The 26,639-nt window shown below is 67.2% G+C and carries 22 protein-coding genes and 3 pseudogenes; 17 read left to right on the forward strand and 8 right to left on the reverse strand.

The features are described from left to right. The first annotated feature begins 112 nt into the window (after positions 1-112). The 5 genes from chrA to IEW13_RS16105 all read left to right on the forward strand — a co-directional run bounded on the left by chrA (position 113) and on the right by IEW13_RS16105 (position 5,324). The gene (gene chrA, locus IEW13_RS16085) at positions 113-1,339 is read left to right on the forward strand and encodes a chromate efflux transporter (protein WP_188551965.1); all 1,227 of its coding nucleotides are present in this window, start codon (positions 113-115) and stop codon (positions 1,337-1,339) included. A gap of 85 nt (positions 1,340-1,424) precedes the next feature. Continuing rightward, positions 1,425-3,356: a heavy metal translocating P-type ATPase gene (locus IEW13_RS16090; RefSeq protein WP_188551953.1), complete on the forward strand. Its 1,932-nt coding sequence runs from the start codon at positions 1,425-1,427 to the stop codon at positions 3,354-3,356. Between the two features lie 53 nt (positions 3,357-3,409). Further along, positions 3,410-4,138, forward strand: coding sequence for a VIT1/CCC1 transporter family protein (locus IEW13_RS16095; RefSeq protein ID WP_188551954.1), 729 nt, complete (start codon positions 3,410-3,412; stop codon positions 4,136-4,138). A gap of 48 nt (positions 4,139-4,186) precedes the next feature. Further along, the gene (gene fdxA / locus IEW13_RS16100; protein WP_119076069.1) at positions 4,187-4,519 is read left to right on the forward strand and encodes a ferredoxin; all 333 of its coding nucleotides are present in this window, start codon (positions 4,187-4,189) and stop codon (positions 4,517-4,519) included. 13 nt (positions 4,520-4,532) lie between these two features. Continuing rightward, positions 4,533-5,324, forward strand: a complete 792-nt coding sequence (locus IEW13_RS16105) for a ZIP family metal transporter (protein ID WP_119076071.1) — start codon at positions 4,533-4,535, stop codon at positions 5,322-5,324. A gap of 84 nt (positions 5,325-5,408) precedes the next feature. On the opposite strand, the gene IEW13_RS16110 is transcribed toward IEW13_RS16105, so the two are convergent. Continuing rightward, on the reverse strand, positions 5,409-6,092 hold the full coding sequence (locus IEW13_RS16110) for a Crp/Fnr family transcriptional regulator (RefSeq protein ID WP_054682993.1): 684 nt from the start codon (positions 6,090-6,092) through the stop codon (positions 5,409-5,411). Positions 6,093-6,268: 176 nt separating this feature from the next. On the opposite strand from IEW13_RS16110, the gene IEW13_RS16115 reads away from it, so the two are divergent. From IEW13_RS16115 to IEW13_RS16130, 4 genes are all read left to right on the forward strand, one after another. After that, positions 6,269-6,514 carry a heavy-metal-associated domain-containing protein gene (locus tag IEW13_RS16115; protein WP_054682994.1) on the forward strand — a complete coding sequence of 82 codons (246 nt, stop codon included), beginning with the start codon at positions 6,269-6,271 and terminating at the stop codon, positions 6,512-6,514. Between the two features lie 94 nt (positions 6,515-6,608). Beyond that, on the forward strand, positions 6,609-8,612 hold the full coding sequence (locus tag IEW13_RS16120; protein ID WP_054682996.1) for a heavy metal translocating P-type ATPase: 2,004 nt from the start codon (positions 6,609-6,611) through the stop codon (positions 8,610-8,612). A 105-nt stretch (positions 8,613-8,717) separates the two neighbouring features. Continuing rightward, a complete protein-coding gene (locus IEW13_RS16125) occupies positions 8,718-9,143 on the forward strand; it encodes a cupin domain-containing protein (protein ID WP_119076073.1) in 426 nt (141 codons plus the stop codon). 82 nt (positions 9,144-9,225) lie between these two features. Continuing rightward, a complete protein-coding gene (locus IEW13_RS16130) occupies positions 9,226-10,131 on the forward strand; it encodes an NADP-dependent oxidoreductase (protein ID WP_054683000.1) in 906 nt (301 codons plus the stop codon). Between the two features lie 217 nt (positions 10,132-10,348). On the opposite strand, the gene IEW13_RS17845 is transcribed toward IEW13_RS16130, so the two are convergent. Next, a complete protein-coding gene (locus IEW13_RS17845) occupies positions 10,349-10,591 on the reverse strand; it encodes a hypothetical protein (protein WP_054683002.1) in 243 nt (80 codons plus the stop codon). Positions 10,592-10,621: 30 nt separating this feature from the next. Here IEW13_RS17845 and IEW13_RS16140 point away from each other — a divergent pair, with 30 nt between their 5' ends. Further along, positions 10,622-12,574 carry a heavy metal translocating P-type ATPase gene (locus tag IEW13_RS16140; RefSeq protein WP_188551955.1) on the forward strand — a complete coding sequence of 651 codons (1,953 nt, stop codon included), beginning with the start codon at positions 10,622-10,624 and terminating at the stop codon, positions 12,572-12,574. 520 nt (positions 12,575-13,094) lie between these two features. Then, positions 13,095-13,883: a helix-turn-helix transcriptional regulator gene (locus IEW13_RS16145; protein WP_229745254.1), complete on the forward strand. Its 789-nt coding sequence runs from the start codon at positions 13,095-13,097 to the stop codon at positions 13,881-13,883. Positions 13,884-13,927: 44 nt separating this feature from the next. Here the strand turns inward: IEW13_RS16145 and IEW13_RS16150 are convergent, their stop codons facing one another. Beyond that, entirely contained in the window at positions 13,928-14,074 is a 147-nt protein-coding gene (locus IEW13_RS16150; RefSeq protein ID WP_188551956.1) for a hypothetical protein, read from the reverse strand. Positions 14,075-14,124: 50 nt separating this feature from the next. On the opposite strand from IEW13_RS16150, the pseudogene IEW13_RS16155 reads away from it, so the two are divergent. Together IEW13_RS16155 and IEW13_RS16160 are read left to right on the forward strand one after the other, a co-directional pair. Beyond that, positions 14,125-15,242 (forward strand): annotated as a pseudogene (locus IEW13_RS16155) (ArdC-like ssDNA-binding domain-containing protein). Then, positions 15,239-15,703: pseudogene (locus tag IEW13_RS16160) on the forward strand (bifunctional DNA primase/polymerase); the annotation flags it as partial. The pseudogenes IEW13_RS16155 and IEW13_RS16160, both read left to right, overlap by 4 nt. A gap of 73 nt (positions 15,704-15,776) precedes the next feature. On the opposite strand, the pseudogene IEW13_RS16165 reads toward IEW13_RS16160, so the two are convergent. Next, positions 15,777-17,651 (reverse strand): annotated as a pseudogene (locus IEW13_RS16165) (ATP-dependent DNA helicase); the annotation flags it as partial. An 83-nt stretch (positions 17,652-17,734) separates the two neighbouring features. On the opposite strand from IEW13_RS16165, the gene IEW13_RS16170 reads away from it, so the two are divergent. Further along, complete coding sequence (locus IEW13_RS16170; protein WP_229745255.1) at positions 17,735-19,192, forward strand: recombinase family protein; 1,458 nt, start codon at positions 17,735-17,737, stop codon at positions 19,190-19,192. A gap of 360 nt (positions 19,193-19,552) precedes the next feature. Here IEW13_RS16170 and IEW13_RS16175 read toward each other — a convergent pair whose 3' ends face one another. From IEW13_RS16175 to IEW13_RS16190, 4 genes are all read right to left on the reverse strand, one after another. Further along, positions 19,553-20,419: an exopolyphosphatase gene (locus IEW13_RS16175; RefSeq protein ID WP_188551959.1), complete on the reverse strand. Its 867-nt coding sequence runs from the start codon at positions 20,417-20,419 to the stop codon at positions 19,553-19,555. 253 nt (positions 20,420-20,672) lie between these two features. Next, the gene (locus IEW13_RS16180; protein ID WP_188551960.1) at positions 20,673-20,999 is read right to left on the reverse strand and encodes a TM2 domain-containing protein; all 327 of its coding nucleotides are present in this window, start codon (positions 20,997-20,999) and stop codon (positions 20,673-20,675) included. A gap of 45 nt (positions 21,000-21,044) precedes the next feature. Beyond that, positions 21,045-21,518: a flavodoxin family protein gene (locus tag IEW13_RS16185; protein ID WP_188551961.1), complete on the reverse strand. Its 474-nt coding sequence runs from the start codon at positions 21,516-21,518 to the stop codon at positions 21,045-21,047. Beyond that, complete coding sequence (locus IEW13_RS16190) at positions 21,518-22,012, reverse strand: hypothetical protein (protein WP_188551962.1); 495 nt, start codon at positions 22,010-22,012, stop codon at positions 21,518-21,520. The genes IEW13_RS16185 and IEW13_RS16190 overlap by 1 nt, the downstream gene beginning before the upstream one ends. A 137-nt stretch (positions 22,013-22,149) precedes the next feature. Here IEW13_RS16190 and IEW13_RS16195 point away from each other — a divergent pair, with 137 nt between their 5' ends. The 3 genes from IEW13_RS16195 (at position 22,150) to IEW13_RS17605 (ending at position 26,624) form a co-directional block, all read left to right on the forward strand. Beyond that, the gene (locus IEW13_RS16195) at positions 22,150-22,953 is read left to right on the forward strand and encodes a hypothetical protein (RefSeq protein ID WP_188551963.1); all 804 of its coding nucleotides are present in this window, start codon (positions 22,150-22,152) and stop codon (positions 22,951-22,953) included. Between the two features lie 196 nt (positions 22,954-23,149). Beyond that, positions 23,150-24,148 carry a MobF family relaxase gene (gene mobF, locus IEW13_RS17600; protein WP_229745256.1) on the forward strand — a complete coding sequence of 333 codons (999 nt, stop codon included), beginning with the start codon at positions 23,150-23,152 and terminating at the stop codon, positions 24,146-24,148. Between the two features lie 409 nt (positions 24,149-24,557). After that, positions 24,558-26,624, forward strand: coding sequence for an AAA family ATPase (locus IEW13_RS17605; protein ID WP_229745260.1), 2,067 nt, complete (start codon positions 24,558-24,560; stop codon positions 26,622-26,624). Positions 26,625-26,639: the final 15 nt, after the last annotated feature.

A 26,639-nucleotide genomic window follows, 5' to 3' on the forward strand; every position in this document is an offset into this window, starting at 1 on the left:
TCCGGGAGCAAGGAGGCAAATGCGTTTCGGAGTCATGCGAACCAATATGAACGTTAGGTGTCAGCTGGCGAGTTGCTTTCCAGAGCGCGGGCTCAACGGCAGACTTGGTGGGATGGGACTCCCTGATTCAGTTGCGTCTCGCCCATTCCCGGGTTCATCGGGACGGGTCTTCCTCGTGTTCCTGCGGCTCGGGTTGACGTCGTTTGGCGGGCCGGTCGCTCACCTCGGCTATTTCCGCACCGAGTTCGTCGAGCGGCGAGGATGGCTCAGTGACCGCGCCTACGCGGATCTCGTCGCGCTGTGCCAGTTCCTGCCCGGGCCGGCGTCGAGTCAGGTCGGCATGGCGATCGGCCTGCAGCGCGCCGGTATCCTCGGCATGCTCGCCGCCTGGGCCGGCTTCACGCTCCCCTCAGCCATGCTGCTTTTCGCTTTCGCGCTCGGTATCGGCGCGAGCGGGGATCTCTCGCAGGCGGGCTGGGTACTCGGTTTGAAGGCGGCTGCGGTCGCGGTAGTCGCCCACGCTGTGCTCGCCATGGCAAGATCGCTCACCCCCGATGCTCGTCGCGCGACGATCGCGGTCGCGGTCATGGTGCTCGTGCTGCTCGTGCCGGGCCCGCTCGCGATGCTTGGTGCCATGATCGCCGCGGGCATCGCCGGGTTGCTGTTCCTTGCGCGCACCGCGCACACCGGGGCACCCGCCAGGACTGAGGATCGATTTCCGGTGCGCCTGCACCGGGGCGTCTCGATCGGCTGCCTGATCGCGTTCGCCCTGCTGCTGGTGACCCTCCCGATCCTCGCAACAGCGACAGGAGATGCGGCACTCAGTCTGTTCGACCTCTTCTACCGTGCGGGCTCGTTCGTGTTCGGGGGCGGCCATGTCGTGCTGCCGCTCCTGCAGGCGGAGACGGTGCAGACAGGGCTCGTAGAGCCCGGCGCGTTCCTGGCCGGGTACGGAGCCGCGCAGGCGGTGCCTGGTCCGTTGTTCACGTTCTCCGCTTTCCTTGGCGCGGTCACGACGAGCGGCCCCTCGGGGGCGCTCGGAGCATCGATCGCCCTCGTCGCGATCTTCCTCCCCTCGGCCCTCCTCATCATCGGCGTACTGCCGCTCTGGAATCGGCTGCGCCGAGCCCCGAGGGTGCAGCGAGCGCTGAAGGGCGTGAATGCGGGAGTCGTCGGCCTGCTCGCGGCGGCCCTGTACGATCCGGTGTTCAACGAGGGCGTCACCGGACCGCACTCTCTCGTAATCGTCGCAGTGGCATTCGTCGCACTGACCGCGTGGAAGGCTCCCGCCTGGGCGGTGGTGCTGGGAGCTGCTGGGCTGGGGGCGCTGCTGCTCTGAACCACGCCCTCGGCCGAGACCGAAGCATGCTGAGGCAAGGCCCGCCTGCGATGCGCCGACGCCCGCGAGCTGGGAAGCTTGCAGCGTGAGACGAGTTTCTGCCGCAGCCAAGGCGTATCCGCTGGTGTTCGCGACCCTGCTGATCGCGATGGTCGGCCTGATCCTGCTCACCACCCCTGCCCGAGAAACCGCCCCGTGGCTCGTCGGCGCGTATGCGCTGGCGATCGCAGCGTGGGAGGCGGTCGGCATGATCCGCCAGCTCCTCAAAGGCCACGCCGGGCTCGACATCCTCGCGGTCACCGCGATCACTGCGGCTGTGCTCGTCGGTGAGCCGTGGGCCGCGCTCGTGGTCGTGCTCATGCTCACCGGCGGCGCGGCCCTCGAAGACTACGCTGAGAACCGCTCCAAGCGCGAGCTCACCGCGCTGCTGCGCAAAGCCCCGCAGCAGGCCACCAGGCTGCTGCGCGACGAGGCCGCCCCGGCGGGCCGCTCAACCCTCGAGGCGGTCGCCGAGGACGTGCCGGTCGAAGCCGTCGAGGTCGGCGATCTGCTGCTTGTACGGCCCGGCGCGCTCGTACCGGTCGACGCGGTGCTCGTGTCAGAGCATGCTGTGCTCGATGAATCCTCGCTCACGGGTGAGAGCCTGCCGGTCGAGCGCGTGGCGGGCGAGCGCGTCTCCAGCGGAGTGGTGAACGGTGCGAGTGCGGTCACGATGCGGGCTGTCGCGCTCGCCTCAGACAGCGAGTACCAGCAGATCGTGCGTCTGGTCGAGCAGGCCGCGGGCAGCAAGGCGAAAGTGGTGCGGCTCGCCGATCGCTATGCGGTGCCGTTCACGGTACTCTCGCTCGTCATCGCGGGCGTTGCATGGGTGGCCAGCGGGGAGGCGGTCAGATTCGCCGAGGTGCTGGTGGTCGCAACGCCGTGCCCCCTGCTGATCGCCGCACCGGTCGCGTTCCTCGGCGGCATGAGCCGGGCTGCGCGCTTCGGGCTTATCGTGAAGGGCGGCGGCACTCTCGAACAGCTCTCGCGGGTACGCTCCGCGGCGTTCGACAAGACCGGCACCATCACGACCGGGCGGCCCGTGCTCGAACGCATCCTTGCTGAGCCCGGCTTCGACGAGATGAGCGTGCTCCGGTTCGCCGCATCGGCCGAGGTGTACTCGTCCCACGTGCTCGCAGAATCGGTCGTCGCGGCGGCCAAGCAGCACGGATATCCGCTGCTGGAAGTGCTCGGAGCCGAGGAGATCGCCACCAACGGCGTCGCCGCGCAGTTCGCGTCCGACAGCACAAACGGTGCGGTGGCGACGGTACGGGTAGGCAAGCCCTCCTGGCTCCGCGAGTTCGCCCCGACCCTCGCGCTCGCCCCGCTGGAGCCCGGGGAGCTCGCGATCTACGTCGCCGTCGACGACCGCTTCGCGGGCGCGATCGTGATGCGCGACCAGACGCGGGACGAGGCTGCGCAGGCGCTCCACGAGCTGCACGGGCTCGGGATCGAACGCACGCTCATGGTCACCGGCGACGTGGCGACCACTGCCGAGCCGATCGCCGCGAGCCTCGGCATCGACGAGGTGCACGCCGAGTGCCGGCCCTCCGACAAAGTACGCATCGTGAGCACGGTGCAGCCCAGGCCGCTCATCATGGTCGGCGACGGCCTCAACGACGCCCCGGTGCTCGCCGCTGCCGATATCGGTTTCGCGATGGGGGCTCGGGGCGCGACCGCCGCGAGCGAGTCCGCCGACATTGTGAACCGGTACGACACCCTCGCTTCCCTCCCCCTGGCGGTACGCGTGGGAAAGGACACGGTGCGGATCGCTCTCCAGAGCATCTGGCTCGGCATCATCATCAGCGTGGGTCTCATGCTCGTCGCAGCGTTCGGGTTCCTTCCCGCGTTGATCGGGGCCTGGCTCCAAGAAGTCGTCGACCTCGTCGCGATCCTGGGCGCGCTGCGCGCCGTCGGCCCGCGCGCCGAGCGCAAACTCAAGGCGTCGCGAGCCAACGCAGACGGCGCACACCGCTGACAGGCCGAGAGAGCCAGCGAACCCACTGAGAATCACTATGGAGGCACCGAGCCATGGCTAGAAAAACAGCACCCCAAGCCCATCCCGGCGAACCTCACGACCGGGGCACCGGCCAGCGACTCAACTGGCTGCGCGCCGGGGTACTGGGAGCGAACGACGGCATCGTCTCGACCGCTGGCGTCGTGATCGGTGTCGCAGCGGCGACCCCGAACAACGTTCTCGCGATCGCCACGGCAGGAATCGCCGCAGTGGTCGCTGGCGCATTCTCGATGGCCGGAGGCGAGTACGTTTCGGTGAGCACCCAGCGCGATACCGAGAAGGCGCTGATCGCCAAGGAGAAATGGGAACTCGAGACCATACCTCAGGAAGAACTCGAAGAACTCGCCGGCTTCTACCGTCAGCGTGGGCTCTCGGACGACCTCGCGCATCAGGTCGCGGTCGAGCTCACCGCGAAGGACGCCCTCGCAGCCCATGCAGAGGTTGAACTTGGAATCGACCCCGAAGAGTTCACCAGCCCCTGGGCGGCGGCTGTCTCGTCATTCGTCTCGTTCGCGCTGGGAGCGCTCATCCCGCTCGTAATGATCCTTTTGCCATTCGGCGAGAATCGCGTCTGGATCGCCGCGGTTGCAGTGGTGATCGGCTTGTTCCTCACCGGCTGGATCAGCGCCGCCCTCGGCGGGGCCCCGCGCGGCCGGGCCATCCTCCGGAACGTGGTGATGGGCTCAGCGACGATGATTGCGACTTACCTCATCGGCCTGCTCTTCGGCGTCGCTGTTGGCTGAGCGGAGACGACCGCTGAACCCAGCTGACCGTGAAGGTGGCGTTCACCCATGACTTATGTAATCGCCCAGCCCTGTATAGACGTCAAGGACAAGGCCTGCGTTGAAGAGTGCCCGGTGGACTGCATCTATGAAGGCGAGCGGTCGCTCTACATTCACCCGGACGAGTGTGTGGACTGCGGGGCCTGCGAGCCCGTCTGTCCGGTTGAAGCCATCTATTACGAGGATGACACCCCCGATCAATGGGCGGAGTACTACAGAGTGAATGTCGAGTTCTTTGACGAACTGGGTTCACCGGGTGGCGCCGTCAAACTCGGCAACACCGGCAGGGATCATCCATTGGTTGCGGCATTGCCCCCGCAAAATAAAGACGCCAGCCTCTAACTGGCGAATCGACATGGAACTGTTCGGACAGGCGCTCGGACTGGGCACGATCGGCCTGGTGGCAGGTGTCCTGGGGGCGGTGATCGCGGCTCTCGCGACGCGTGGCCAGACCTCCACACTCACCAGTTATGTACAACACTTCGCCGCAGGCTTGATCATCGCCGCGGCAACACTGGATCTGCTCCCGGAGGCGCTCCACCTGGGTGGCGGCTGGCCGCTGATCATCGGCTTCGTGCTAGGCACTGCGTTCATGCTGGCGCTGCGCGCGCTCCTCACCCGGTTCGGCCACGGCCATTCCCACGGCGACGAGCACGGGCACGGGCACGGGCACGGGCACGGGCACGGTGATAGTCAGACCAAGGCGGTCACGGGTGTGAATCTCCGCCTCGTCGTCGCCCTCGCGGTCGTTGTCTTGATCGACGGCGCCATCATCGGCATCGCCTTGTCCGCCGGCGGGGCGGCAGCCCTCTTGATCGCGATCGCGCTGTCGATCGAGCTTCTGTTCGTCGCCGCCTCCACAGCGGGATCCGCGCGCGCGGGCGGCGGCTCCCTCGGCACCGCGATCGGTGTCGGCGCCTTCGTTGCGGTCATGATGCCTATCGGCGCGGTGCTCGGCGCTGTCGTCTTCGCCGGTGTCTCAGCCCCCGTGCTGATCGCAGGCCTCGGCTTTGGTGCCGCCGCCCTGCTTTTCACCGCCGTCGCAGAGCTGTTGGTCGAAGCCTACGAAATCAAAGAGAGCACCGGCACCATCGCGATGGCAGCCGGCGGCTTCCTGCTATTTCTCATCCTCATGATGCTGATGTGACCATGCTTACGCACCCGAGGACGGGGCAAGCCGCATACGGGCCCGGTCGCACGCCACCTTTAGCCAAGCCATGGCGATACCGGTCTATCGAGGTGTGGCTACGCGTTCGAGCCCATCAATGTCGAGAATCGTGACATCACGACGCCCGTGGAGTTCGATGACACCGGAGGCGGAGAGCGCGGCAAGGCGTCGGCTCAGAGTTTCTGGCGTGGTGCCCAGATAGGAGGCGATTTCGTACTTCGCCAACGGCAGCCACACTGTGGGCACGCCGTCTCGGATGCTGCCGGGCAGATCCAGCAAGTAGGCCGCGATGCGGGCACTGACATCGCTGGAGGTGATGGCGGCCAGCAATCGCTCGACGGAGGCGAGCCTGTCGGACAGAGTCCGCAGCATCCGCAGACCGACATCAGGGTAGTCGCGCAGCAGGGCCGAGAGGTCGGTGTGGTCGAAGACGCACATCCGGCTGTCTTCCAGCGCGACGACGAGGTCATTGGGCAGGTGGCCGGTCAGGAAGGCCCGTTCGCCCACGACATCACCGTCGGTCACCGTGCGCAGGATTTGTTCCTGGCCATTGGCCGCCGCATGGCTGACCTTGAGCTGTCCGCTGTGCATCACCAACAGACGCGACACCGACTGTCCTGGCGAATAGACCGTCTCTCCCTTGGCAACATGCACCGGGCGGACGAACTCCGCGACCCGCAACTGCTCCTCGCGGGTGAGTCCTTGGAAGATCGGCACGCGGCTGACGCACAAATCATCCACAGGCATGTGGCAAGTCTACCGGAGTCGGCATCGGCGCCGCGGGACCGGACAGCGGCAGCGGCAGCGGCAGCGACGCCTCGGTAGCAGGCGCGCACCGAACATGATCTATGTCAAGGAGTTCCGGGCGCCGCAAACCTATCGTGAAGGTACCAATAAGGAACACATCACGAAAGGGGTCCACAATGGCCACCTCCACCTCCACCCCCACCACCACTCACACCGTCCTGAGAGCGGAGGGATTCTCCTGCCCGTCGTGCGTGGCGAAGATCGAGAAGCAGGTCGGGCGACTCAAGGGTGTCGAGAACGTGAAGGTCCACTTCGCCTCCGCCCGCATCGAGGTCGACCATGACGCCGAGCGCATCTCCGTGGATGACCTCGTCGCCGCTATCGCCAAAGCCGGCTACAGGGCCGCACCGTCTGCCTTCTGAGGCCAACGGCCCCCGCGGGCCGCCTGCGGACATCCTTCCGACATTCCACTCTGCCGGTCTGCTGGCACGAGACCCAGAAAGGTCGTACCCGAAAGTGAACAGGCTCCAAAAATGGGTCTATGGGAACTGGTCAGTCCCCGTCGTGTCCGGCGTGCTCATCATCATCTCCTTCGCCATCCAGTGGCTGGCCGGGGGTGTCGCCAACCTCACCGTCAGCCCCCAGTGGTGGCTCGACGCCGGGGCCCACGCCACTCACGCCAGCGCGGCTTTCACCCTCGGGGATGTCTTCATGATCGCCGCGGCCGTGGTTGCCGGCTACGGGATCGTGGTGAAGGCGGTGCGCGCGCTGATCGCCAAGGTCGTCGGCATCGACCTGCTCGTGTCGGTTGCGGCTATCGGCGCGGTCATCATCGGCAACTTCTGGGAGGCCGCGGCGGTCACGTTCCTGTTCGCGATCGGCCACGCGCTGGAAGCTGCGACCCTGAACAAGACCCGCTCGGCACTGGCCGAACTCGTCGCCGTCGCCCCGGATTCCGCGATCGTTGTGCGCGATGGCGAGCAACAGGAGATCCCTGCCGGGCAAGTGAGAATGGGCGAGATCGTCCTGGTCAAGAACGGTGCGAAGGTCCCCGTGGACGGCCAGGTCGTCTCCGGCACCGGTGCCATCGACGAGGCCTCCATCACCGGCGAGTCCATCCCGGTGGAGAAAACTAAAGGCGGGCAGGTCTTCGCCGGCACCGTCTCCCGCGGCGGCTTCCTACAGGTCCTGGCCACTGGCATCGGCGCAGATACCACCTTGGCCCGCATCATCCACCGTGTGGAAGAGGCTCAGGACGCCAAGGCCAAGACCCAGGCCTTCATCGACCGGTTCTCCACGTGGTACACCCCCGCCGTCATGGTCCTGGCCCTGGTGGCCGGACTTATCAGCGGAGACGTGGTGCTGGCCCTGACCCTGTTGGTCATCGGCTGCCCGGGCGCCCTGGTGATCTCCATCCCGGTCGCCATCGTGGCGGGCATCGGCCGCGCCGCGCGCAACGGCATCCTCATCAAGGGCGGCGAGTTCCTGGAGACCTCCGCGAAGATCACGGCGGTCGCCGTGGACAAGACCGGCACCCTCACCGAGGGCAAACCGCAGCTGACCGACGTCATCATCCTGGATTCCACGCTCGACCGTACGGAGGTGTTGCGCTGGGCCGCGGCAGCTGAGGCCGGCTCCGAACACCCATTGGCCCGCCCCATCCTGGAGACCGCCCGCGAGGAGGGCGTTGCCCCGCAGGGCATCCCCGGCGCCGTCACCCCGGTCCCCGGCAAGGGCATCGTGGCGAACGTCAATGGCCGCCAGGTGCTGATCGGCAACCCGCCGCTACTGGAGCAGTACGGCATTGCCTCGGGCATCGCCGAGGCTGCGCAGGCCGCCCAGGACCTGGCCGCCGCCGGGAAAACACCTATGATCGTCGCTGTTGACGGGAGGGTGATCGGCGTCGTCGCCGTCGCGGACCAGATCCGCCAGGACGCACCGGAGATGGTCGCGCGACTGCACCGGGCCGGCGTCGAGAAGGTCGTCATGCTCACCGGTGACACCCGACTGGTGGCCGAGGCCGTCGGCAAAGCCACCGGGATCGACGAGATCCACGCCTCCCTGCTCCCTGAGGACAAGCTGGACGCTGTCACCGAGCTACAGCGCCAGGGCCACACGATCGCGATGGTCGGTGACGGCGTCAATGACGCTCCGGCTCTCGCCACCGCGAACATCGGCGTGGCGATGGGTGCGGCAGGCTCGGCCGTGGCCGTGGAGACCGCGGACATCGCCCTGATGGGCGACAACCTGCTCAAGCTGCCCGAGGCCATCGGCCTGGCCAAGCGAACCGTGAACGTGATGAAGCAGAACATCGCGATCGCCCTGATCACCGTGGTGCTGCTACTGGCCGGAGTCTTCGCCGGCGGAGTGACCATGTCGATCGGCATGCTCGTCCACGAAGCCTCCGTGCTCGTGGTGATCGCCAACGCGATGCGGCTGCTGCGAAACACCCGAGACTCCACGACGATGCCAAAGAGTGAACGCACCATCGGGACAGCTGCGGAGCAGGTGGCCGCCTGACGCCCATCCCGGGGCAATGGACCCACCCCGGACACCGGGCACCTCCAAGACTCAAAACAACGACGCGAACACCAAAATCAACACACGAAACAGAGGAGACCGACCATGAGCGAAAAGAACTTCACCCTTGGCGACAACGTCGAGCATTTCACCATCGAGGACGTGGCCAGGGATAATCCTGACTTCCGGAAGGTGCTGTGGACCGGAGAACACACCCAGATCGTGGTGATGACCATTCCGCCCGGTGGCGAGATCGGAGACGAGGTCCACGAACACACCGATCAGATCCTGACCTTCGTCTCCGGAACCGGCGAAGCCGACCTCAATGGCCACACCCACCCCATCGATGCCGGTGACCAGTGCGCGGTACCCGCCGGTGCCCAGCACAACTTCCGCAACACCGGCGACGAGCCGCTGGTGCTGTACACCAACTACAGCCCACCCGAGCACGCTACCGGCGCCGTATTCGCCACCCGGGAAGAGGCTGACGCCGCCGAAGCCGCCGGTGAGGACGAACCGCCCCGGTCCTGACCGCCACCGCCACCGCCACGAAAGACCCACCCGGGACGTCGACGACGCGCCACCCAGTCCAGATCAGAAGGAGATTCGATTCATGTCCAAGGTTTATGTCTTCACCGGCTACGGCGGACCCGAGACCCAGCAACTGATCGAGGGGCCTGTTCCAACGCCCGGGCCCGGGGAACTGGCCATCGAAGTCCGAGCCGCCGGTGTAAATCCGGCGGACTGGAAGATCCGGGAAGGCCAGCTGGGCCGTCACTGGAGCCTGCCGGCGCCGATGGGCCGTGAAGCCGCCGGCGTAGTCACTGAGGTCGGCGACGGGGTCGAGGACTTCGCCGTGGGCGACGAGGTGCTCGGCCTGGTGGCGCCCGGGCAGGGTGGAATGGCCGAGCACACACTGCTGCGCGCCTCCACGACTGTGGCCAAGCCCGAGGAGATCTCCTTCGCCGACGCGGCCACCATCCCGGTGGCCGCAGCCACGGCCTACGACGCCACCCACCAGATTGAACTCAAACCTGGACAGACCCTGCTACTGCTCGGCGCCGGCGGCGGAGTGGGACTGATGGCGACCCAGATTGGTCGCGTGCACGAGTTCACGGTCATCGGCGTGGCCAGCGCAACCAAGCGGGAACTCGTCGAGTCAACTGGTGCCACCTTCATCGAATCCGGTCCAGGGGTGGCCGATCGGGTGCGGCAGGTGAGTGCCGACGGCCCCGACCTGATTGTTGATCTCGTCGGTGGCGATGCGCTGCGTGCTGTTGCGGACCTGGTGCCCGACCGAACCCGGATCATCTCCGCAGCGGACCCAGACACCGCCGCCGAGCTGGGCGGCCTGGCCCTGGCACGCACGGATGAGGCCATGGCCAAGATCACCGAGGTCATCCAATACGGACTGGTCGATCCCCACGTGGACGCTCAGTTCGCCCTTGATCAAGCAGATCAGGCGATTGCCGCAGTGGAGACCGGACACGCCGCTGGAAAGATCATCGTGGTGCCCTAAGGCTGGCTCCACCGACACCACCGGGGGCGTGGGTGATTAACCGGCAAATCCGAAGACGAACACATGACAACAGATAACCACCATGGGAACGACCACCGGCACTGGGCCGCTTCCATTGGCTGACGAGCCGGGTGTCCTTAAGCCCGCCCGCCGCATACCCATACCGGGTAAAGAAAGGAGCATGATGACGCGACCCGATCATCACCGAACGCCAGAATCACCCACACCTGAGCAGCACGGAGACCATCCCGACACGCACTCGGGCGCCACGGATCACGGCGACAAGCACTCCGATGGCGGCGGTCACGACCATCATCACGCGCCTTTCCATTACGGCAGTCCAGATCATGACCCAGCACACCGTGACGAGCACGCCGGCCACCATGGCGATCACGGTCAGGCCGGCCAGCACCACGCCGGGCACGAGGACCACGGCGGTCATGCAGGCCACGGCGACCACGTCGGGCAGTTCAGGCGGCTGTTCTGGATCATGCTGGTTCTGGCGGTGCCAGTGGTGGGCTTCAACGACATGTTCGCCGACCTCCTGGGCTACCAGCTCCCCGATGCCGGATGGGTGTGGTGGGTCTCCCCAATTCTGGGCACCGTGATGTATGTCTGGGGCGGCCGGCCGTTCTTGACCGGCGCGGTTTCTGAGCTCCGCGCCCGCCAACCCGGCATGATGCTTCTCATCGGCCTGGCGATCACCGTGGCGTTCATCGCCTCCTGGGGCGCGAGTCTGCGAATTCTGGATCTCGAGTTGAACTTCTGGTGGGAACTGGCCTTGCTGGTGGTCATCATGCTGCTGGGCCACTGGATCGAGATGCGTTCCCTGGCGCAGACCACCTCCGCACTCGATTCCTTGGCTGCCCTGCTGCCCGACGAGGCCGAGAAGATCGACGGCGACGACGTGGTCACAGTCGCTCCGGCCGACCTCGCGGTCGGTGACATCGTCATCGTGCGCCCCGGCGCCTCCGTGCCCGCCGACGGCAGAATCACCGACGGCTCGGCGAGCATGGACGAATCCATGGTCACCGGCGAATCCAAGTCCGTCCGACGCGAGACCGGCGAGCAGGTGGTCGCCGGCACGGTGGCCACCGATTCAGGCTTGCGCATCGAGGTCACCGCGATCGGCGAGGACACCGCCCTGGCCGGTATCCAGAAGCTGGTGACCGACGCGCAGGCATCATCCTCGCGCGCTCAGCGCATCGCCGACACGGCGGCGGCCTGGTTGTTCTGGTTCGCAATCGGTGCGGCCGCGATCACCGCCGTCATCTGGAGCTTCCTAGGGATGCCGGATACGGCGGTGGTACGGACGATCACCGTGCTGGTGATCGCCTGCCCGCACGCACTGGGGTTGGCGATCCCGCTGGTGGTCTCGATCGCCACCGAACGCGCCGCCCGCGGCGGAGTGCTGGTCAAGGACCGCCTCGCGCTGGAGTCGATGCGAACGGTGGACACCGTCCTGTTCGACAAGACCGGAACCCTGACCAAGGGCGAGCCCAACGTCACCGGGATCGAACCGATCGAAGGGCACACCGAAGACGAGGTGCTGGCTCTGGCCGCAGCAGCCGAGAGCGACAGCGAGCACCCGCTGGCAAGGGCCGTGGTCGGGGCGGCGCGCGCCCGTGAGCTGGCCGTGGCCGAGGCGACCGACTTCTCCTCCTCGCCCGCTGTGGGTGTGAGGGCCAGGGTGGACGGCACCGTAGTCGAGGTCGGCGGCCCCCACCTCCTGGACCAGCGTGGCCTCGACGAACTCGCCGTCGCCGATGAGTGGCGCACCGAGGGCGCGATCATCCTGCACATCCTTGCCGACAGCCAGGTGATCGGCGCGCTGCGGTTGGCCGATGAGGTCCGGTCCGAGTCCCGCGACGCCATCGATGCGCTCCACGCTGCCGGTGCGCAGGTCGTGATGATCACCGGCGACGCCCAGGCCGTGGCCGACACCGTCGCCGCCGAGCTGGGCATCGACCGAGTCTTCGCCGGGGTCCGGCCGGAGGACAAGGCCGCCATGGTCGCCGAACTTCAGGGCGAGGGCCGCAAGGTGGCCATGGTCGGCGATGGAGTCAACGATGCCCCGGCACTGGCCCAAGCCGATGTCGGCATCGCCATCGGCGCAGGCACCGACGTGGCCATCGGCTCCGCCGGTGTCATCCTGGCCAGCTCGGACCCGCGCTCGGTGCTGTCGGTCATCGACCTCTCTCGGGCCTCGTACCGGAAGATGAAGCAGAACCTCTGGTGGGCCGCCGGCTACAACCTCATCTCCGTACCGCTGGCCGCCGGAGTGCTCGCACCGATCGGATTCGTACTGCCGATGAGCGTTGGCGCGATCCTCATGTCCGCCTCGACCGTGGTGGTCGCGCTCAACGCCCAGTTGCTGCGTCGGCTAGATCTGACTCCAGCCCACAGCACCTCCAGGTTCCTCGACCGCGATACGTCCGGGTGAATACCCGACCGGACCGACATCAGATTCGCCAAGCCACGAAACAGGAGCAGACAGGATGGCCACCGAGACCAAAACACCGCTTGGTCAAGTTTTGAACGGCCGTGGTTGGATGCGCCCCGCATGCACCTGTCTCAAACCTCTGCTGCTTGCATTCCAAACGCTGACCTCCGCACCTCGACAGAACGTGAAGCAGGCCTCCAGACGTCAAGCAGTCCCAGACGGACTCACTGGGTCGTTGAAGCGTCCACCCGCGCTGTCAAGGCCTGTTGCTGACGCCAGGCTCAGCGCCGTAGCCGACGCTTCCGGACGACGCATACCCGTGTGACGTAAGGATGACTCGGAGCGCTGGCCGCGAGGATCAATCGGACCACTGGTGAGTCGAGATGGGGACCCCGATACACCTGATCTCGACCGGTTCGCGCCGGTCGTCGCACGTACGAGGTCGATACACCACCCCATCGCGCCGGTGGCGTACGACTGCGTGAAACTGATCTTCGTACGCGCCGGCTCAGCAATCTTATTGAGCGAGTTCGGCGAGAAACCGGTGACCATCGGCGACGTCGTCATGCTCGGTGCCAACACGCTGTGCGGCAGTGAACCTGAGTGCTCGATCACGGTAACCACTCTCTACCTCGACCATGACTACGTGGTCGATCAGGTGTTCTGGCAGTACGCCGCGCAGTTAGCGGATCGATGGGACGCGCAGGACTTCGCCGAGAAGCTGTACTCCGAGCCAGCCCAGATACTCCAGCTCGGCGAGGACCAGGCCGGGATGCTGATGCCGTGGCTCGATGAGCTTGTGGCGCTGAGCATTGACGGCCCCTCGCCAGAGCGGTTCTACCGGCTGCAAGCACTGCTGTTCGCCGTGCTGGATATCGTGACGCCGTACGTGAGAACGACTACCATGCGACGGACGCCGAGACAACGGAAATCGACCCGGCCCGGCCTGCCACACCATCGCCGGTTCGCACCCCTGCGTTCCGAGGCCCGCGCTGCGGCCCACCTCCTGCGCGAGCAGCCGACTCTGAGATGGACGCTGCGAGAACTAGCCGGTGCCGTGCACTTGTCGCCGTCGCAGCTCGGTCGGGTCTTCGTCGAGGCCTACGGCGCCACCCCGATGACGTACCTGACGACACTGCGTGCCGAACTCCTGGCCCGCTTGCTGCGCGAGACGAACCTGCCCATCGAGGTGGCGATGGGTGAGGTCGGCTGGCGCAGCCGGGGTCACGCCGCTCGACTGTTCCGCCAGGCCGTCGGCGTCACCCCGACGCGGTACCGGCAACTCAGCCGGGATGAGGGCGACGTCTGACCGTTTCGATACACATCTTCGCATTTGCGATACGCCGATCCGCATCATCGGTCGATCCCGGCTCGTATCTGGGTTGTGGGCTGGTAGTCCGGGAGGGACTCGTTGGGTTCACCGCCGCGCCTGACGGTCACATCGCCCGTTTCGTTGTCCGTCTCCTCGCCCCTGGTGGTCCCGGCGTACCTGAGGGTCACCGAGCCAGTACTGGCCCGGTGCTCAGGGTATCGGGAAGGGGACAGCGAGAATGGCCGCGACACGGGAGAACACCCAGGCGGCGCGGGAGGCGAAACTCGACGAGCTGCACAAGAAGCTGACCGGCGCGGTCGAACAGCTCGTCTCCGGGGACGACTGGGCGCGGGCGCTCGCGTTCGCGGCTCGGTTCAGGGCCAGATCGTTCTCGAACACACTGCTGATCTGGGTCCAGCACCAGGGCGCCTACGAAGCAGGCCGGGTACCGGAGCCGATGCCGTCGTATGTGGCCGGGTACCGGGAGTGGAAGACCCTGGGCCGGCAGGTCGAGAAGGGGCAGGCCGGGTACCAGATTCTCGCGCCGGTCACCGGCCGGTTCGCCTCATCGAACCCAGCTGATGCGGAGTCGTGGCGGCGCCTGGGCAAGGGTGAGAGGCCCCGGCCGGGCGAGGTGGTCCGGTCGAAGATGATCACCGTCCGCCCCGCCTACGTGTGGGACGCCTCCCAGACTGCTGGCGAGCCGCTCCCGGAGCCTCCGGCGCCGACGCTGCTGGAAGGCGAGGCCCCCACCGGTCTCTGGGACGGGCTGGCCGACCACGTGCGCGCTCAGGGGTTTGAGGGGGTCCGGGTGCCGCACGAGGGCATGATCCATGGCGCCAACGGCGTCACCGATTACACCGCGAAGACGGTGGCGGTCCGGGAGAACATGGACCCTGCCGCGCAGGTGAAAACGCTCGCCCACGAACTCGGCCACGTCCTGCTGCACGGTCCCGACAACGACGAGGCGCGTCAGCATCGCGGCATCGGGGAGGTCGAGGCGGAATCGGTCGCGCTGATGATCGGCGCCGCCCACGGCATGGACACTTCCGGCTACACGATCCCGTACGTCTCCACGTGGGCAGCGCGGGTGGATGCAAAGAGCCCGGCGAGATCGTCAAGGCCACCGGTGAGCGAGTCCGCAAGACGGCACTGGGAATCCTGGACCGGCTCGACACCGCACAAGTGACCGACGGCGCCCCGCCCGGCCTGGACCGCGAGGCACCACAGCGCGAGGAGACTTCGCGCAAGCAGCCGACCCACGAGACCCCTGTGTCGCGCCGGGTCACGCCGCTGCCCGAGCCCGAGACCGGAATGGTCACCGCATCCTCGAAGGCACAGTCGCGGGCTTTGTGATGGCCTCGGTGGATGCTGTCGCCAGCCTGCTGATACGCGCAACCAGCTCGTGGGCGGTCTCGGTCGTGGCGCGGGACCTGGCCGTCGCCGGGGTGCCAGTGTTCCCGTGCCTGCCTGGTGGGAAGCGTCCGCTGACTGAGCATGGCTTCCACGACGCCACCACCGACCTCGAACAGATCGTGGCGTGGTGGCAGAAGCACCCGACCGCGAACCTCGCCGTGCCCACCGGCGCGGCATCCGGCGTGATGGTGGTCGATGTCGACGTCCACGGGCCCGTCGACGGCTACCGGGCGTTCGAGCGCGCCCACCGGACGGGGCTGGTGTCGGGGTGGCAGTTCCTCGTGGCGACGCCATCGGGTGGGATGCACGCCTACTACCCGGCCACACCAGATCGGGAACAGCGGTCGTGGCAGGCCGCGCGCGCCGGTATCGATTTCCGTGGTGATGGCGGCTACATCCTCCCCGGAGGGCCCAGGTACCGTAGTTTGAGCCTATCAGCGCCTTCGGGTGCGCCCCTGTCCTCTCCGAGTTGCGCTATAGCGCTCGTCCCTGTTCTCTGCGCATGACCTTGCGCTCTGCGCGGGCACTGCTCCCGCGGGTGATGTCGCCTGCTCGCTCAAGTGCACTGCGGGCTCGGGCAGCGTCGATCTTCTGTGCGGTTGTCGCGTCCGCCGTGCCCAGTGGTGTGTCATCGGTGATGCCATAGCGGTCCCGGTAGGCAGCCACAGTGCGGGCGTGGCGCCGCCAGCTCAATGCCTTGCGCGGATCACCAGGTGGCGTACCGAGTGCCTTCGTCCAAGTGGCCTTCTCGTCGAGGGCGATACCGAGCACAACGTCGGCCCGCTGCTCGATCAACTCGCGTCGTTCATCGAGCGCTTGGCGCATGTCCTCGGGCATCGATCCTCCAGCGTGTGGGATGAGTCCTGCGATCAGTCGTGGTGCCTTGCGGGTACGGCCCGATCCTGCTGGCCGTGCGGTGGAGCGCGCGACGCGGTAATGGAGGACGGAGGCGATGTCGTCGGCATCATCGAACCCGCGAGCGGCCACGAGGCGAGGGAGCAAGCGGCCGAGGTCGTGGTTGTTGGCCTCTGCTCGGCGGAGTTCCGCGGTCAGTGCCCCGAAGGCGTCGGACTCGATCACCGTGTTGGCCTGTTCCTCGCTGAGACCCGAGTCGCGGATGAGGGTGGCCCAGCGGTCGTGCTGGGCTGCGGCGGCGATGGTCTCGTACTCAGCAGCAAGCTGCGCGATCGAGCCCCAGTGTGCGTGTTCGGCGGTGATGGTCTCGTGCGCGGACAGCTCGGCCCCGACGTGTTGCAGGACGCCATACAGGACGGACCGGCCAGTGGCGTCGGGGGTGTCGCCCGGATGCGGCTCGGCGTGAGCGTCGTCAGGCCGGTCCAGCACCACGTAGGCCTGGTTGGCGTGCTTGCCGCGGGTCATCGCGACGTAGAAGTTCTCCCTCGTGGTCGTCGGTTCCACCAGGACGTGTGCGGTGTCGACGGTGACGCCCTGCACCCTGTGCGCCGTGACCGCGTAACCCAGATCGACGTGGTCGGACACATACGACGCAGGCAGGACGATCGAGCCGCCGAACCTGCGCCCAATGGGGCGGATCGTGACCGACCCGTCGTCGCGAACGCCGGTGATGGTCCAGGCATCGCCGTTGCGCACCCAAGTCTTCTCGTTGCGTAGGCGGCGGTCGTTGCGTCGGGTGATGATCGTGTCCCCAACCCCGGCGATGGCGCCGTCGTTCAACTCGACCTCCCGACCCGGCTTCAGGGTGCCGTCGAGAATCAGGTCCGCACGAGCACGCTGATTGAGGGCGGTCACGTCGTCGCGGGTCTCAGCGACCAGCACCGACACCAACCCCTGGTCGCGGTCTGCGCGCCAGGCGGTGTAGGCCGCATCGGTCATCGCCTCGGCGTCACCGTCGCGGACGCGGTCGTGGTCGAGGTAGGTGTCGATCACCTGCGTACGTCCGTGGCGCAGGGCCAGGGAGGCGGTCTTCTCCCAGGCGTTGGTGAAGCGGTGTACGTCGACGAGCTCGGGCGCATCGTCACGGTCACCGACGAGGAGCCCGAACGCGCCACCAGCGTCCACGGACTGGAGCTGGGCGAAGTCGCCCACCAGGAGCACTTTCGCGCCGGCCCGTTCGGCCAGGTGGGTGATCCGATCCAAGGACAGGGTTCCGGCGAGGGAGGCTTCGTCGATGATCACAAGCTGACCCGCCCGAAAGTCCTCGCCGTGGACGAGGTGGTTCTGCCACCACTTCGCCGTGTTCTCGCATCTGATCCCGAGGTCGTCGGCGAGCACCTGCGCGGCCACCGCGGACGGTGCGAGCCCAACCACTGAGCCCTTGCCGTGTTCCTTCTCCCACGCCCGCCGCAGCGCGGACATCGCCGTCGTCTTGTCGACGTGTCGGGTTTGACCGGCGTACCTACCAGGCAACGAGGGAGGTCGTTATGGACGGCACAGGATCAGGCAGCAACGGTGTGGAGCAGGTGGTGGTGTACCTGCGCATCTCCGAGGATCGTACCGGCGCGGAGGCCGGGGTCGAACGGCAGCGCCAGGACTGCCTGGAAACGTGCGCGAGGCTCGGGATCACTGATCCGGCGATCTTCATGGACAACGACATCTCCGCCTACTCTGGCAAGAAGCGCCCCGGCTACCTCGAGTTGTTGGAGCGGGTGAAGCTCGGGCCGTCGCGGATCGTGGTGTGGCACGTGGACAGGCTCTACCGTCGCCCCCGCGAGCTGGAAGATCTCATCGACCTCGTAGAGACGCACCCGATCCACATCGAGACGGTCAAGGGCGGCGCGTTCGACCTGAATACCCACGAAGGCAGGCTCATGGCGCGCCAGCTCGTCGCGATCGCCTCCTACGAGTCCGGGCATAAGGCCGACCGGATCAGGCGCGCGAACCAGCAGAAAGCCGAACGCGGCGACTGGCACGGCGGCGCGAAGTACGGGTACGGCGTCGGCGGCGTCCTCATCCCCGAAGAAGCAGCCGTTATCCGTGAGATGGCCGACAGGTTCCTCGCGGGGCAGTCGGTGCGACAGATCACGAGGTGGCTCAACCGGGACGGCGGGCCAGTGCCTCCGTCGAAGGGGAAAAGCCGGTTGAACGTGTGGCACGAGAGCACCGTCGGCTCAATCCTGTGCTCAGCGCGAATCTCCGGCCAGCGCGCCTACGAACCGGCGTCGAAGACGACCGCGACGTGGGAGCGCCGTGACCGGGCGATCCTCGGGCCAGGGAACTGGGAAGCTATCATCACCCCCGAAGAGACGGCGCGTATCCGGGCGGTGTTCAACCACCCCGACCGGCGGGTCGGCCGCTCCTCCAAGAGCCTCCTGGCGGGGCTGATCACCTGCGGCAAGTGCGGCAACACGCTCGTCTCCTCCGGGCTGCACCGGGGCGAGACCTCGATCGGGAAGCGACGCTTCTACCGCTGCCTCCCCCTCCCCGGCAGGCCCGAGCGTGGCGGGCTCGTCGTGTCCGCGCACGGCATCGAAACCCTCGTAAGCGAGGCAATGGTCACCCGCCTGGCCGCAACCACCCTGCCCGCTGCTGCGCCGGGTGAGGATGCGGGAGTGTCGGCGGCGATGGAACAGATCACCGCCGCACGCCAGCGCATGGAGGACATGGCCCGCGACTACGGCGCAGGCCTCCTCTCGCGCACCGAGCTGCACGCCGCGAAGACCGCCGCCACCGCGACCATCAGCAGTGCGGAACTCGTGCTCGGGCGTAGCGCGAAGTCGTCGGCGTTGAAGGGTATCCCCATCGGTGACGAGGAGGCGTTGCGGGCGGCGTGGGATGAGGAGTGGTCGATCCCGCAGAAGCGCGCGATCATCGCTGCCCTGATCGACACCCTCGTCGTCAAACCAGCACCGGTTAGCAAGCGCGGGGCGAGGTTCCGGCCCGAACGGGTGGAACTCACCTTCAAGGCCTGACCCCGCCATGGCAAGAGCGTCGCCGCCCCGATGAAGGACGGCGGCGCTCGTGCGTACTGCTCAGCGTTCGGGGCGGGTCAGCACACGGAGCTTAGCTAGCGTCACCGGATCACTCACGCCGACCGGCACCCCGGAACGCTCACAGGCCTGGCGCGTCCACGCCGCCACGTTGAAGCCCGGCGGCAGACCGTTCCGCGCCTGACCCCGCCGCTCACGGGTCGAAGGAGTCACGGTGCTTCTGGGTGTGCTGGGTGATGCTGTGGTCGCCTTCATGCCAGACAGGTACGCACCACAAACCACCACATGTGGTACCCACGCTCACATCAAGATACTACATGTGGTTCCGGTCGGGCTCACGGTTCAGGGGTCGCTTCGGGGCTTGCCTGCCCAGATAGCGGCCAACACACCGGTGTCGCAGCGCAAGGAGTCGAGGGGTTCCCCGTCGAGGAGGCGCAGGAGAACCCCGTCACCGGTCGGGGTACCCGCGTGCTTCTTGTCAGGGTGCCCGAGCACGATGCGCAGCAGCGCCGACCACGACCTCGCAGGTATGTCGAGAAGCACAGAGATGGCGTGGTCGCGGCGCAGCACCTCGACTGCGTTCGCGCGAGAGCTCAGGTCGGCAAGCCGGTAGGCGACATGTTCTACGCAGTCGGCGACGAGCACCGCATCCCAGCCCGTCGAGGCGAACAACTCCACTATCGCCGACAACGCGGCGGCGACGCGGGTGCTGGTGTCGTCGGCGTCGTCTTCGTTGTCGGTCGCGGGGTTGACCGCGAAGGCCGGGTGGTAGTCGGCCAGGTGCTCGCGCTCGGCGAACCGGATCGCGTCGTGGAAACCGGCGACCCGGGACGTGTGACGTACCTTCCCGGATGAGACCAGCATTCCCGCTGCCCGAAGCTCGACGCCGCAGGTGATCTGCACCGCCCGAGTCACCACCGCCCACGGGTTCCGAGCTTTCCGGGTCGAGGGGGCGAGCATCACTTCGAATGCGGCTGAGGCAATCTCCCACGGGTCAAGGCCGTGCTTCCGTGCTAAGTGTCTGTATCGGACGGCGGTGTATCGCATAAGTTCCGCCGCCTCGCGATCATGCCGCCAGGCCTCTGGTCCGGACTCGTGGAGTCGAATCAGCAGGGCGCCGAGCGCCTCCGGGTCTTCGAGGTCGTGACTGGCGGAGCCGGTTTGTGCCGGAGCGTCGTTGCTGTCGGCGGGTGAAGTGTGTTCGGTCACGGTGGCACCTCCCGTGAAGGAGGTGGCCCACCAGGGTCCAAACTCGGACGATCGCTAGCGTGGCCGCGATGCCTGCTGTCACGGGCGAGTGCGCCGCGTATGCCACGCCGTGCAAGGTCTTGACGCCGGTGGCACGGTTGTCAGGAGCCGGTCGCGCTCAGTGGCCGAACCGCTGGCATCGGAGATGAGCGCACGGTGCCGTTCGTTGACTCAGCTTCGTGAACCTCTGATGATCGGTCCGCGGTGTGGTGTTTCAGTCGCGGAGCGGTCGGCCGGTCGCGTCGGTGAGGAAGCGGCGGTCGCGGGTGAGGATCAGGATGCCTTCGATGATGGCCCATATCCATCCGATGCCGAACGTGATGATGGTGACGCTGATCTGCGCGATTCCGATGGCGGTGTATCCGAGGTAGAAGCGGTGGACTCCGGCCCAGCCGAGCGTGAGGGCGAAGACTCCGGCTGCGATTCGGCTTCGTGCGTCGGGATCGAGGTGCTCGTGCGGGGTTGCGGCGTTGACTCCTTGTTGTCCGCCGCCAGGGACGCCAGAGTCGGGCTGGGGAGGTTCGATCGGCGTGGTGGACATCGTGTGTTGTTCTTTCTGTTGGATCGGCCGGGGTCGTACAGACGGTCAGGTGAGGGAGGTTCCCCAGTTATTGGCACGCTCGATTTCTCCGTCGGCAAGGGGGCCTTCGGTTCCGCGGACTGTGAAGTCTTCGCGGCCGACGACTGTGGCGTTGAGCTTGCGGAGGCGCTTTTCGATGGCTTTGCTCGCCGACCCGGAGAAGATGCCCCCGGTGATGGTGGAGAACGCGGCAACGCGTTGCCCGGCCAGGCTCGTAAGCGCGTCGAGCCACTCCGCAATGCCGGTGTCGTTGGGGTGGCCGCCTTTTGCGCGCGCCTGGTGACGGGTCGCCGCCTTGGGCAGGCCCATGCTGTGCGTGGGTGAGCCGACGAGGAGCAGGTCGAATCCCTGGGGCGTGGGGGCATCGGCCGCTTGAATGACCTCGATGTCAGCGCCGCCGGTACGCAGTCCGTCCGCGATGGCGTGCGCGATCTGCTCGGTGTTGCCGAAGCAGGTCTCGATGACGATCAGCGCTTTCATCAGTGTTCCTTACTGTCAGGGCTGGAAACGGGAGGTCGCGCGGGGGTCGACCGTCGCCAGAGGATCTCGGCAACTCCCCAGCAGATGGCGAGGATCAGAAGAAGCGGGATCAGCCGACCCAAGCTTGGGGCGACTAGCGCGATGATCGTCCCGAGCATCGCTGCGATGCGCCAGTCTTTGCGTCGCATCCACACCGCGAGCGTCACGAGGATCGCGGCACCGACCCCGAGCGCGGCGTGCCAGAACGTCTTGTCCGTGTTGCCGTCGAAGAGTGCTTCGTGATCGGCGCTCTTGACCAGCGCGGTGGAGGCACCTAGCACGACTTGGAGATATACGAGGAGAGCAAAGGCGCCGAGAGCGAGGCCCCCGCGTTTCGTCTTGCTCCGGTGGACGGCCTCCACAATCAGCACGCCCGCAGCGACGCATCCGACGATGAGGACGAGCCATGAGTTCGTCGTGTGCACGTACCGGAGCACGGTGGCGAAGGTGTCCAAGGTAGGTCCTCTCCTCTTGTTTAGGTACTTGGTATTTGTAGTACCAATAGACTGATAGAGTAGCCGTTGTGACAGACAAGATGCAAGTACGGCCCCGGCGGCGTCCGCGACTGTCGGACGCCGAGACTGAGGAGCGGATGCTCGATGCGGGCTTGAGCTTCGTGGCGGAGCAAGGGCTCTCGCTGAGCCTCGAACACGTGCAGATGGAGGAGCTGATCCAGGCTGCGGGCGTCTCGCGCACGTCCTCTTACCGACGCTGGCCGACCAAGAGTCTCTTCGCCGCCGACCTGCTCATCAGGATCGCCCAAGCCACCGACCTCTCTGGCGACGTGCCGGGGCTGCCAGAAGCCCTCGAATCGATCCCGAGCACGCTCCTCGCGCGGCTCGGCACCCCGCAAGGACGGCGGGACGCGACCGTCGAGGTGCTGCGCATCGTCATGGGCACGGACTTCACGGCGATGCTGGCCTCCACCGAATGGAGGGCATACATCGCCCTGCGTGCCGCGTACATCGGCGTTCTCGACGGCGAACTCCGCACCCGCGTCGCCCGCGCACTCTCCGAGACCGAGCGTCGCTTCACAAAGCGTCGGTCGCAGACATTCCACGCCTTGGCCAAGCTTCTCGGATACCGATTGCGCGATCCCGCCACCACAACCTGGGAACAGGTTTCCCTCACCCTTAACGCCGTCGCGACAGGCATGCTGATCCATGCCTACTCCGACCCCGCCGCAGTCACTGAGACGACCGAACGCACTGCGTTCGGATCGACCTACCCGGCCAAATGGAGCCCCGCAACGCACGCCGAAGCCGGAGTGATCCTCAGCGAATGGGAACCCGATCCCGACATCGAATGGAGCCCGGAACGCATCACGACACTCCGTGCCCGACTGACCGACGCCACCTCAACCCTCAACAGCATCCTCGCCACGCAAGACGCATGACACTGCCTCAAACTCTCTGACGACACACGCGGACAATCCCGCATGCCTGACAACGGATAACACCCGCCCCACAGCGCCTTCGACGCTCCTCCTTGAACTCACCTCCCCCGAGCAGGCGCCGGCACTCCTGCCCAACAAAGCTATGCACGCATTTTACGGCGGGGCCGTAGTGCACACCTCCCTCATGAGACCACTCATGAGGGAGGCCAGGATGAAGGGCGGCGTGCTCCTGTTCCGCGGCACAGGTGCTGCCGCGCGACGGTACGTCGAGGCCGACCGCTCCCGCGCCGACGAGTACTACCTCGGCGCGGACAACGCGGTGGCCGAGTACACGGTGATCGACGCCAGGGGCGAAGTCACCGCCGCCCGGTCGCTGTCGGCGGATGAGTACGAGGGGTGGGTGGACTGGATCAACCCCGTCACCGGGGAGTCAATGGGCACCCCACGCAAGCCCGGCGAGGTTCGGAAGGGGTCGCCATTGTTCGCGGAGATGACGATCAACGCCCCCAAGAGCCTGTCGGTCGCCGCCGCTCTGCACCCCGAAGTGTCGGAGGCGCTGGATGTGGCGCAGCAGGACGCGGCCGGGGAGATACGGCGGTTCCTCGGCCGACACTCGGTCACGCTGGCGGGGCCGCGCGGCGCGCAGGAAGTCCTCCCGGTCGAGCACATGCAGACCGTCGCGATCACGCACAAGACGAGCCGTGCGGGTGATCCGCACCGGCATATCCACTTCCAGATCGGCACACGGGTGTGGGCAGGCGGGAAGTGGCGAGCACTGACCACCGCGGCCCTGTTCAAGCAGCAAGGAGCGATCCGCGCCCTCGGCACGGCGGTGATCGCCGCACACACCCAACTCGCGCAGACCCTCGCGGATCATGGCCTGACCCTCGACCCGGTATCCGGCGAGTTCGCGGAACTGGAGCCGTTCAACCAGGTGATGAGCAAGCGGTCGGCGCAGATCAGGCGGAAACCTGGACCGCATGGTCGCCGAGTGGGAGGCGGAGCATCCCGGCGAGGTGGCTGGCCCGGCACTGACGGCGCGGTTGCAGGATGCGGCCTGGGCGCATCAGCGGCCCGGCAAGAAGCCCACCACCTTGAAGAACGAGCAGTGGTGGCAACAAGAACTCGCAGACGCCGGTTACGACCCGACCCGCGCACGGCGGCGGGAGGTGCCTGCCTCGGTATCGCTGGATGACCTGGCGGTGCAGGAGGTCGCCAGCCGTGCACTGGACCGGAGCGCCGCTGCCGCATCGACCTGGACCCGACACACCGTGGCCGAGCACGTCACCCGCATCACCACCGAGGCGGGCGTGCAAGCAACTCCCGCGGAGTTGCGGGAGTTCATCACCCTGGCAACCGGGCTAGCAACCTCCGATTGCTTCTCCGTGCTCCCGCCTGGCGCGCCCGCCCCGGAGCATGTTGCGCATCTGACCAGCCTGAGCGTCGTCGCCGCCGAGACAGCGCTGCGCGACCAGATCACCTCCGCTGCAACGGAGCAGGAGCCGGAGCACCCGGACGTGACCCGTGCAGCGCAAGCCGCTCGACTCGATGCCGGGCAGACCGTCGCCGCCGCCGCGGTCGCCTCGACCGACCCGCTCGTGATCGTGGAGGGAGCCGCAGGCAGCGGGAAGACCACCATGCTCCGCATCGCCATAGAGGTCGCGGCTGAGCACGGCAGAGCTGCGCGGGTAGTTGCGCCGACGTTGCGGGCGGCGCAGGTTGCCCATGACGAACTCGGCGTCCCGGCGACGAGCGTTGCGGCGCTGGTGCATGCGCACGGGTGGCGATGGAACGACGACGGAGTGTGGACACGCCTGAACCCCGGTGACACCGACCCCGCCACCGGCGGCACCTACACCGGGCCACCCGACGACGCGCGACTGGATCGCGGGACACGGGTGATTGTGGACGAGGCCGGAATGCTCGACCAAGACACCGCCCACGCCCTCCTCACCATCACCCAAGAAGCAGGCGCGACGGTCGCGCTCGTGGGCGACCGAGCCCAACTCCCTGCGGTCGGCCGTGGCGGGGTGCTCGACATGGCCGCGCAGATCAGGGGCCGCACCTACGACATGACCGAACTGCACCGGTTCGCTGATGCCGAGTACGCCTCGTTGACGTTGACGATGCGGGACAGGGCGCATCCCGGTGACGTGTTCGACCGGCTCGCCGCCCTGGGCCTCGTCAGGCTGCACGCCGACGAGGACGCGGCCCGCGAGCACATCACCGAGACCGTCGAGAACGGGGACGCGATCACCGTTGCCACCAACGACGAAGCCGCTGCGGTGAACGAGCGCATCCGTGCCGGGAGGGTCGAGCGCGGCGAGGTCGACGACACGACGACGGCGACCGGCAGCGACGGCCTGCGCATCGGGGCCGGTGACCTGATCCAGACCCGCCGCAACGACAACGCCCTGGGGGTGACGAATCGGCAGCAGTGGGCCGTCCAGCGCGTCACCGATGACGGCACCGTGTATGCCCGCGAAGTCGGCAGCGGGCGCAGGAACGCTCGCACCGTCACCCTGCCCGCCGAGTACGTGACTGAGCATGCGCACCTGTCGTACGCGGCGACCGCCTACGGCGTCCAAGGCACAACCGTCGACGCCTCGCACACGGTGCTGTCGGAGGCGACGAGCGCGGCAGGCGTCTACGTCGGGATGACCCGAGGCCGCGAGGCGAACCGGCTTCACATCGTCGCGGAGAACCTCGCGGATGCTCGGGGACAGTTCATCGACGCGATAAAACGCGACCCGTCAGACCGCGGCCTCGACCACGCCGCCGCCCAAGCCGCCCAAGCCGTGCAGGGCCTCGTCGCAGACGGCCCCGTGCGTCTCGTCACCGATGAACTCGCACGCCTCACCACCGAGGCCGAACGCGCGGAACAGGCGGCGGAACGGTGGGAACAGATTGCCAATCGGCTCGATGCCCAACGCGCCGCGCATCGTGCCGAGGATGGCGAACAGGCCGACATACTGCACCGCGCCGAGGCAGAAGCCGAGCGTGTGCGTGCCGAGGTCACTCAGCCGCACATCGTCCAGGCCGAGGCGGGTAGCGCCGCTTACCTTGCCGCTATCAAGGACGAGGCGGCCGCGAGTGCTCGCCTCTCAACGGCGGGGCGGTTCGGTAGGCGCAAGGCTCGCACCGAGCAACATGCCGCGACCGAACAAGCGCGCACCGTCCGGGCGCAGCTCCGCGACGCCTGGGGCGGTGAGCCGCCCCGCACCGGCGACGCACTTATCGCATGGGCGGCCCAGGCAGCCGCACGGCGAGCCGAGAGCGACCCCCGCGTGACCGATGCCGACCGCGCCGTCGGAACAGCACGCGCAGACCAGAAGGCGACCAGGCAGCGACACCAGCACGAGCGGAGGGCGTTGCTGGCCCGTGAGGTCGGGGCCGACCAAGCCCGCCGCGCTCAGTTCGGCATGAGCACGGTCAACCCCCACCGCAACGCCCAAGACGCCCGAACGCGAGCCGCCCTCGTCCGGGCCGAAGCCGACGAACTCCGCAGCCTCCCCACGGGCGACGCCGCCAGGCGCATCGAGACCAAGCGTGCCGAGAAGGAGCGTACGCAGCGGCATGCGGCTCAAGGGACACGGCAAATCCACGACCCGCTCGACCATGACGCCTACCGCGGCAGTCCACGCCGTGACGGCCCAGAACGCAGGCTCTGAACCCCGTGGTGCGGC

The sequence above is a fragment of the Sediminivirga luteola genome (assembly GCF_014639315.1).
Taxonomy (GTDB): Bacteria; Actinomycetota; Actinomycetes; order Actinomycetales; family Brevibacteriaceae; genus Sediminivirga; species Sediminivirga luteola.

Bases quoted from the DNA above. Each gene is read 5' to 3' on its own strand.
- chrA (WP_188551965.1), top strand. From the start codon at position 113: ATGGGACTCCCTGATTCAGTTGCGTCTCGCCCATTCCCGGGTTCATCG.
- IEW13_RS16095 (WP_188551954.1), top strand. From the start codon at position 3,410: ATGGCTAGAAAAACAGCACCCCAAGCCCATCCCGGCGAACCTCACGAC.
- fdxA (WP_119076069.1), top strand. From the start codon at position 4,187: ATGACTTATGTAATCGCCCAGCCCTGTATAGACGTCAAGGACAAGGCC.
- IEW13_RS16105 (WP_119076071.1), top strand. From the start codon at position 4,533: ATGGAACTGTTCGGACAGGCGCTCGGACTGGGCACGATCGGCCTGGTG.
- IEW13_RS16110 (WP_054682993.1), bottom strand. From the start codon at position 6,092: ATGCCTGTGGATGATTTGTGCGTCAGCCGCGTGCCGATCTTCCAAGGA.
- IEW13_RS16115 (WP_054682994.1), top strand. From the start codon at position 6,269: ATGGCCACCTCCACCTCCACCCCCACCACCACTCACACCGTCCTGAGA.
- IEW13_RS16125 (WP_119076073.1), top strand. From the start codon at position 8,718: ATGAGCGAAAAGAACTTCACCCTTGGCGACAACGTCGAGCATTTCACC.
- IEW13_RS16130 (WP_054683000.1), top strand. From the start codon at position 9,226: ATGTCCAAGGTTTATGTCTTCACCGGCTACGGCGGACCCGAGACCCAG.
- IEW13_RS16140 (WP_188551955.1), top strand. From the start codon at position 10,622: ATGCTGGTTCTGGCGGTGCCAGTGGTGGGCTTCAACGACATGTTCGCC.
- IEW13_RS16180 (WP_188551960.1), bottom strand. From the start codon at position 20,999: ATGTCCACCACGCCGATCGAACCTCCCCAGCCCGACTCTGGCGTCCCT.
- IEW13_RS16185 (WP_188551961.1), bottom strand. From the start codon at position 21,518: ATGAAAGCGCTGATCGTCATCGAGACCTGCTTCGGCAACACCGAGCAG.
- IEW13_RS16195 (WP_188551963.1), top strand. From the start codon at position 22,150: ATGCTCGATGCGGGCTTGAGCTTCGTGGCGGAGCAAGGGCTCTCGCTG.
- mobF (WP_229745256.1), top strand. From the start codon at position 23,150: ATGAGGGAGGCCAGGATGAAGGGCGGCGTGCTCCTGTTCCGCGGCACA.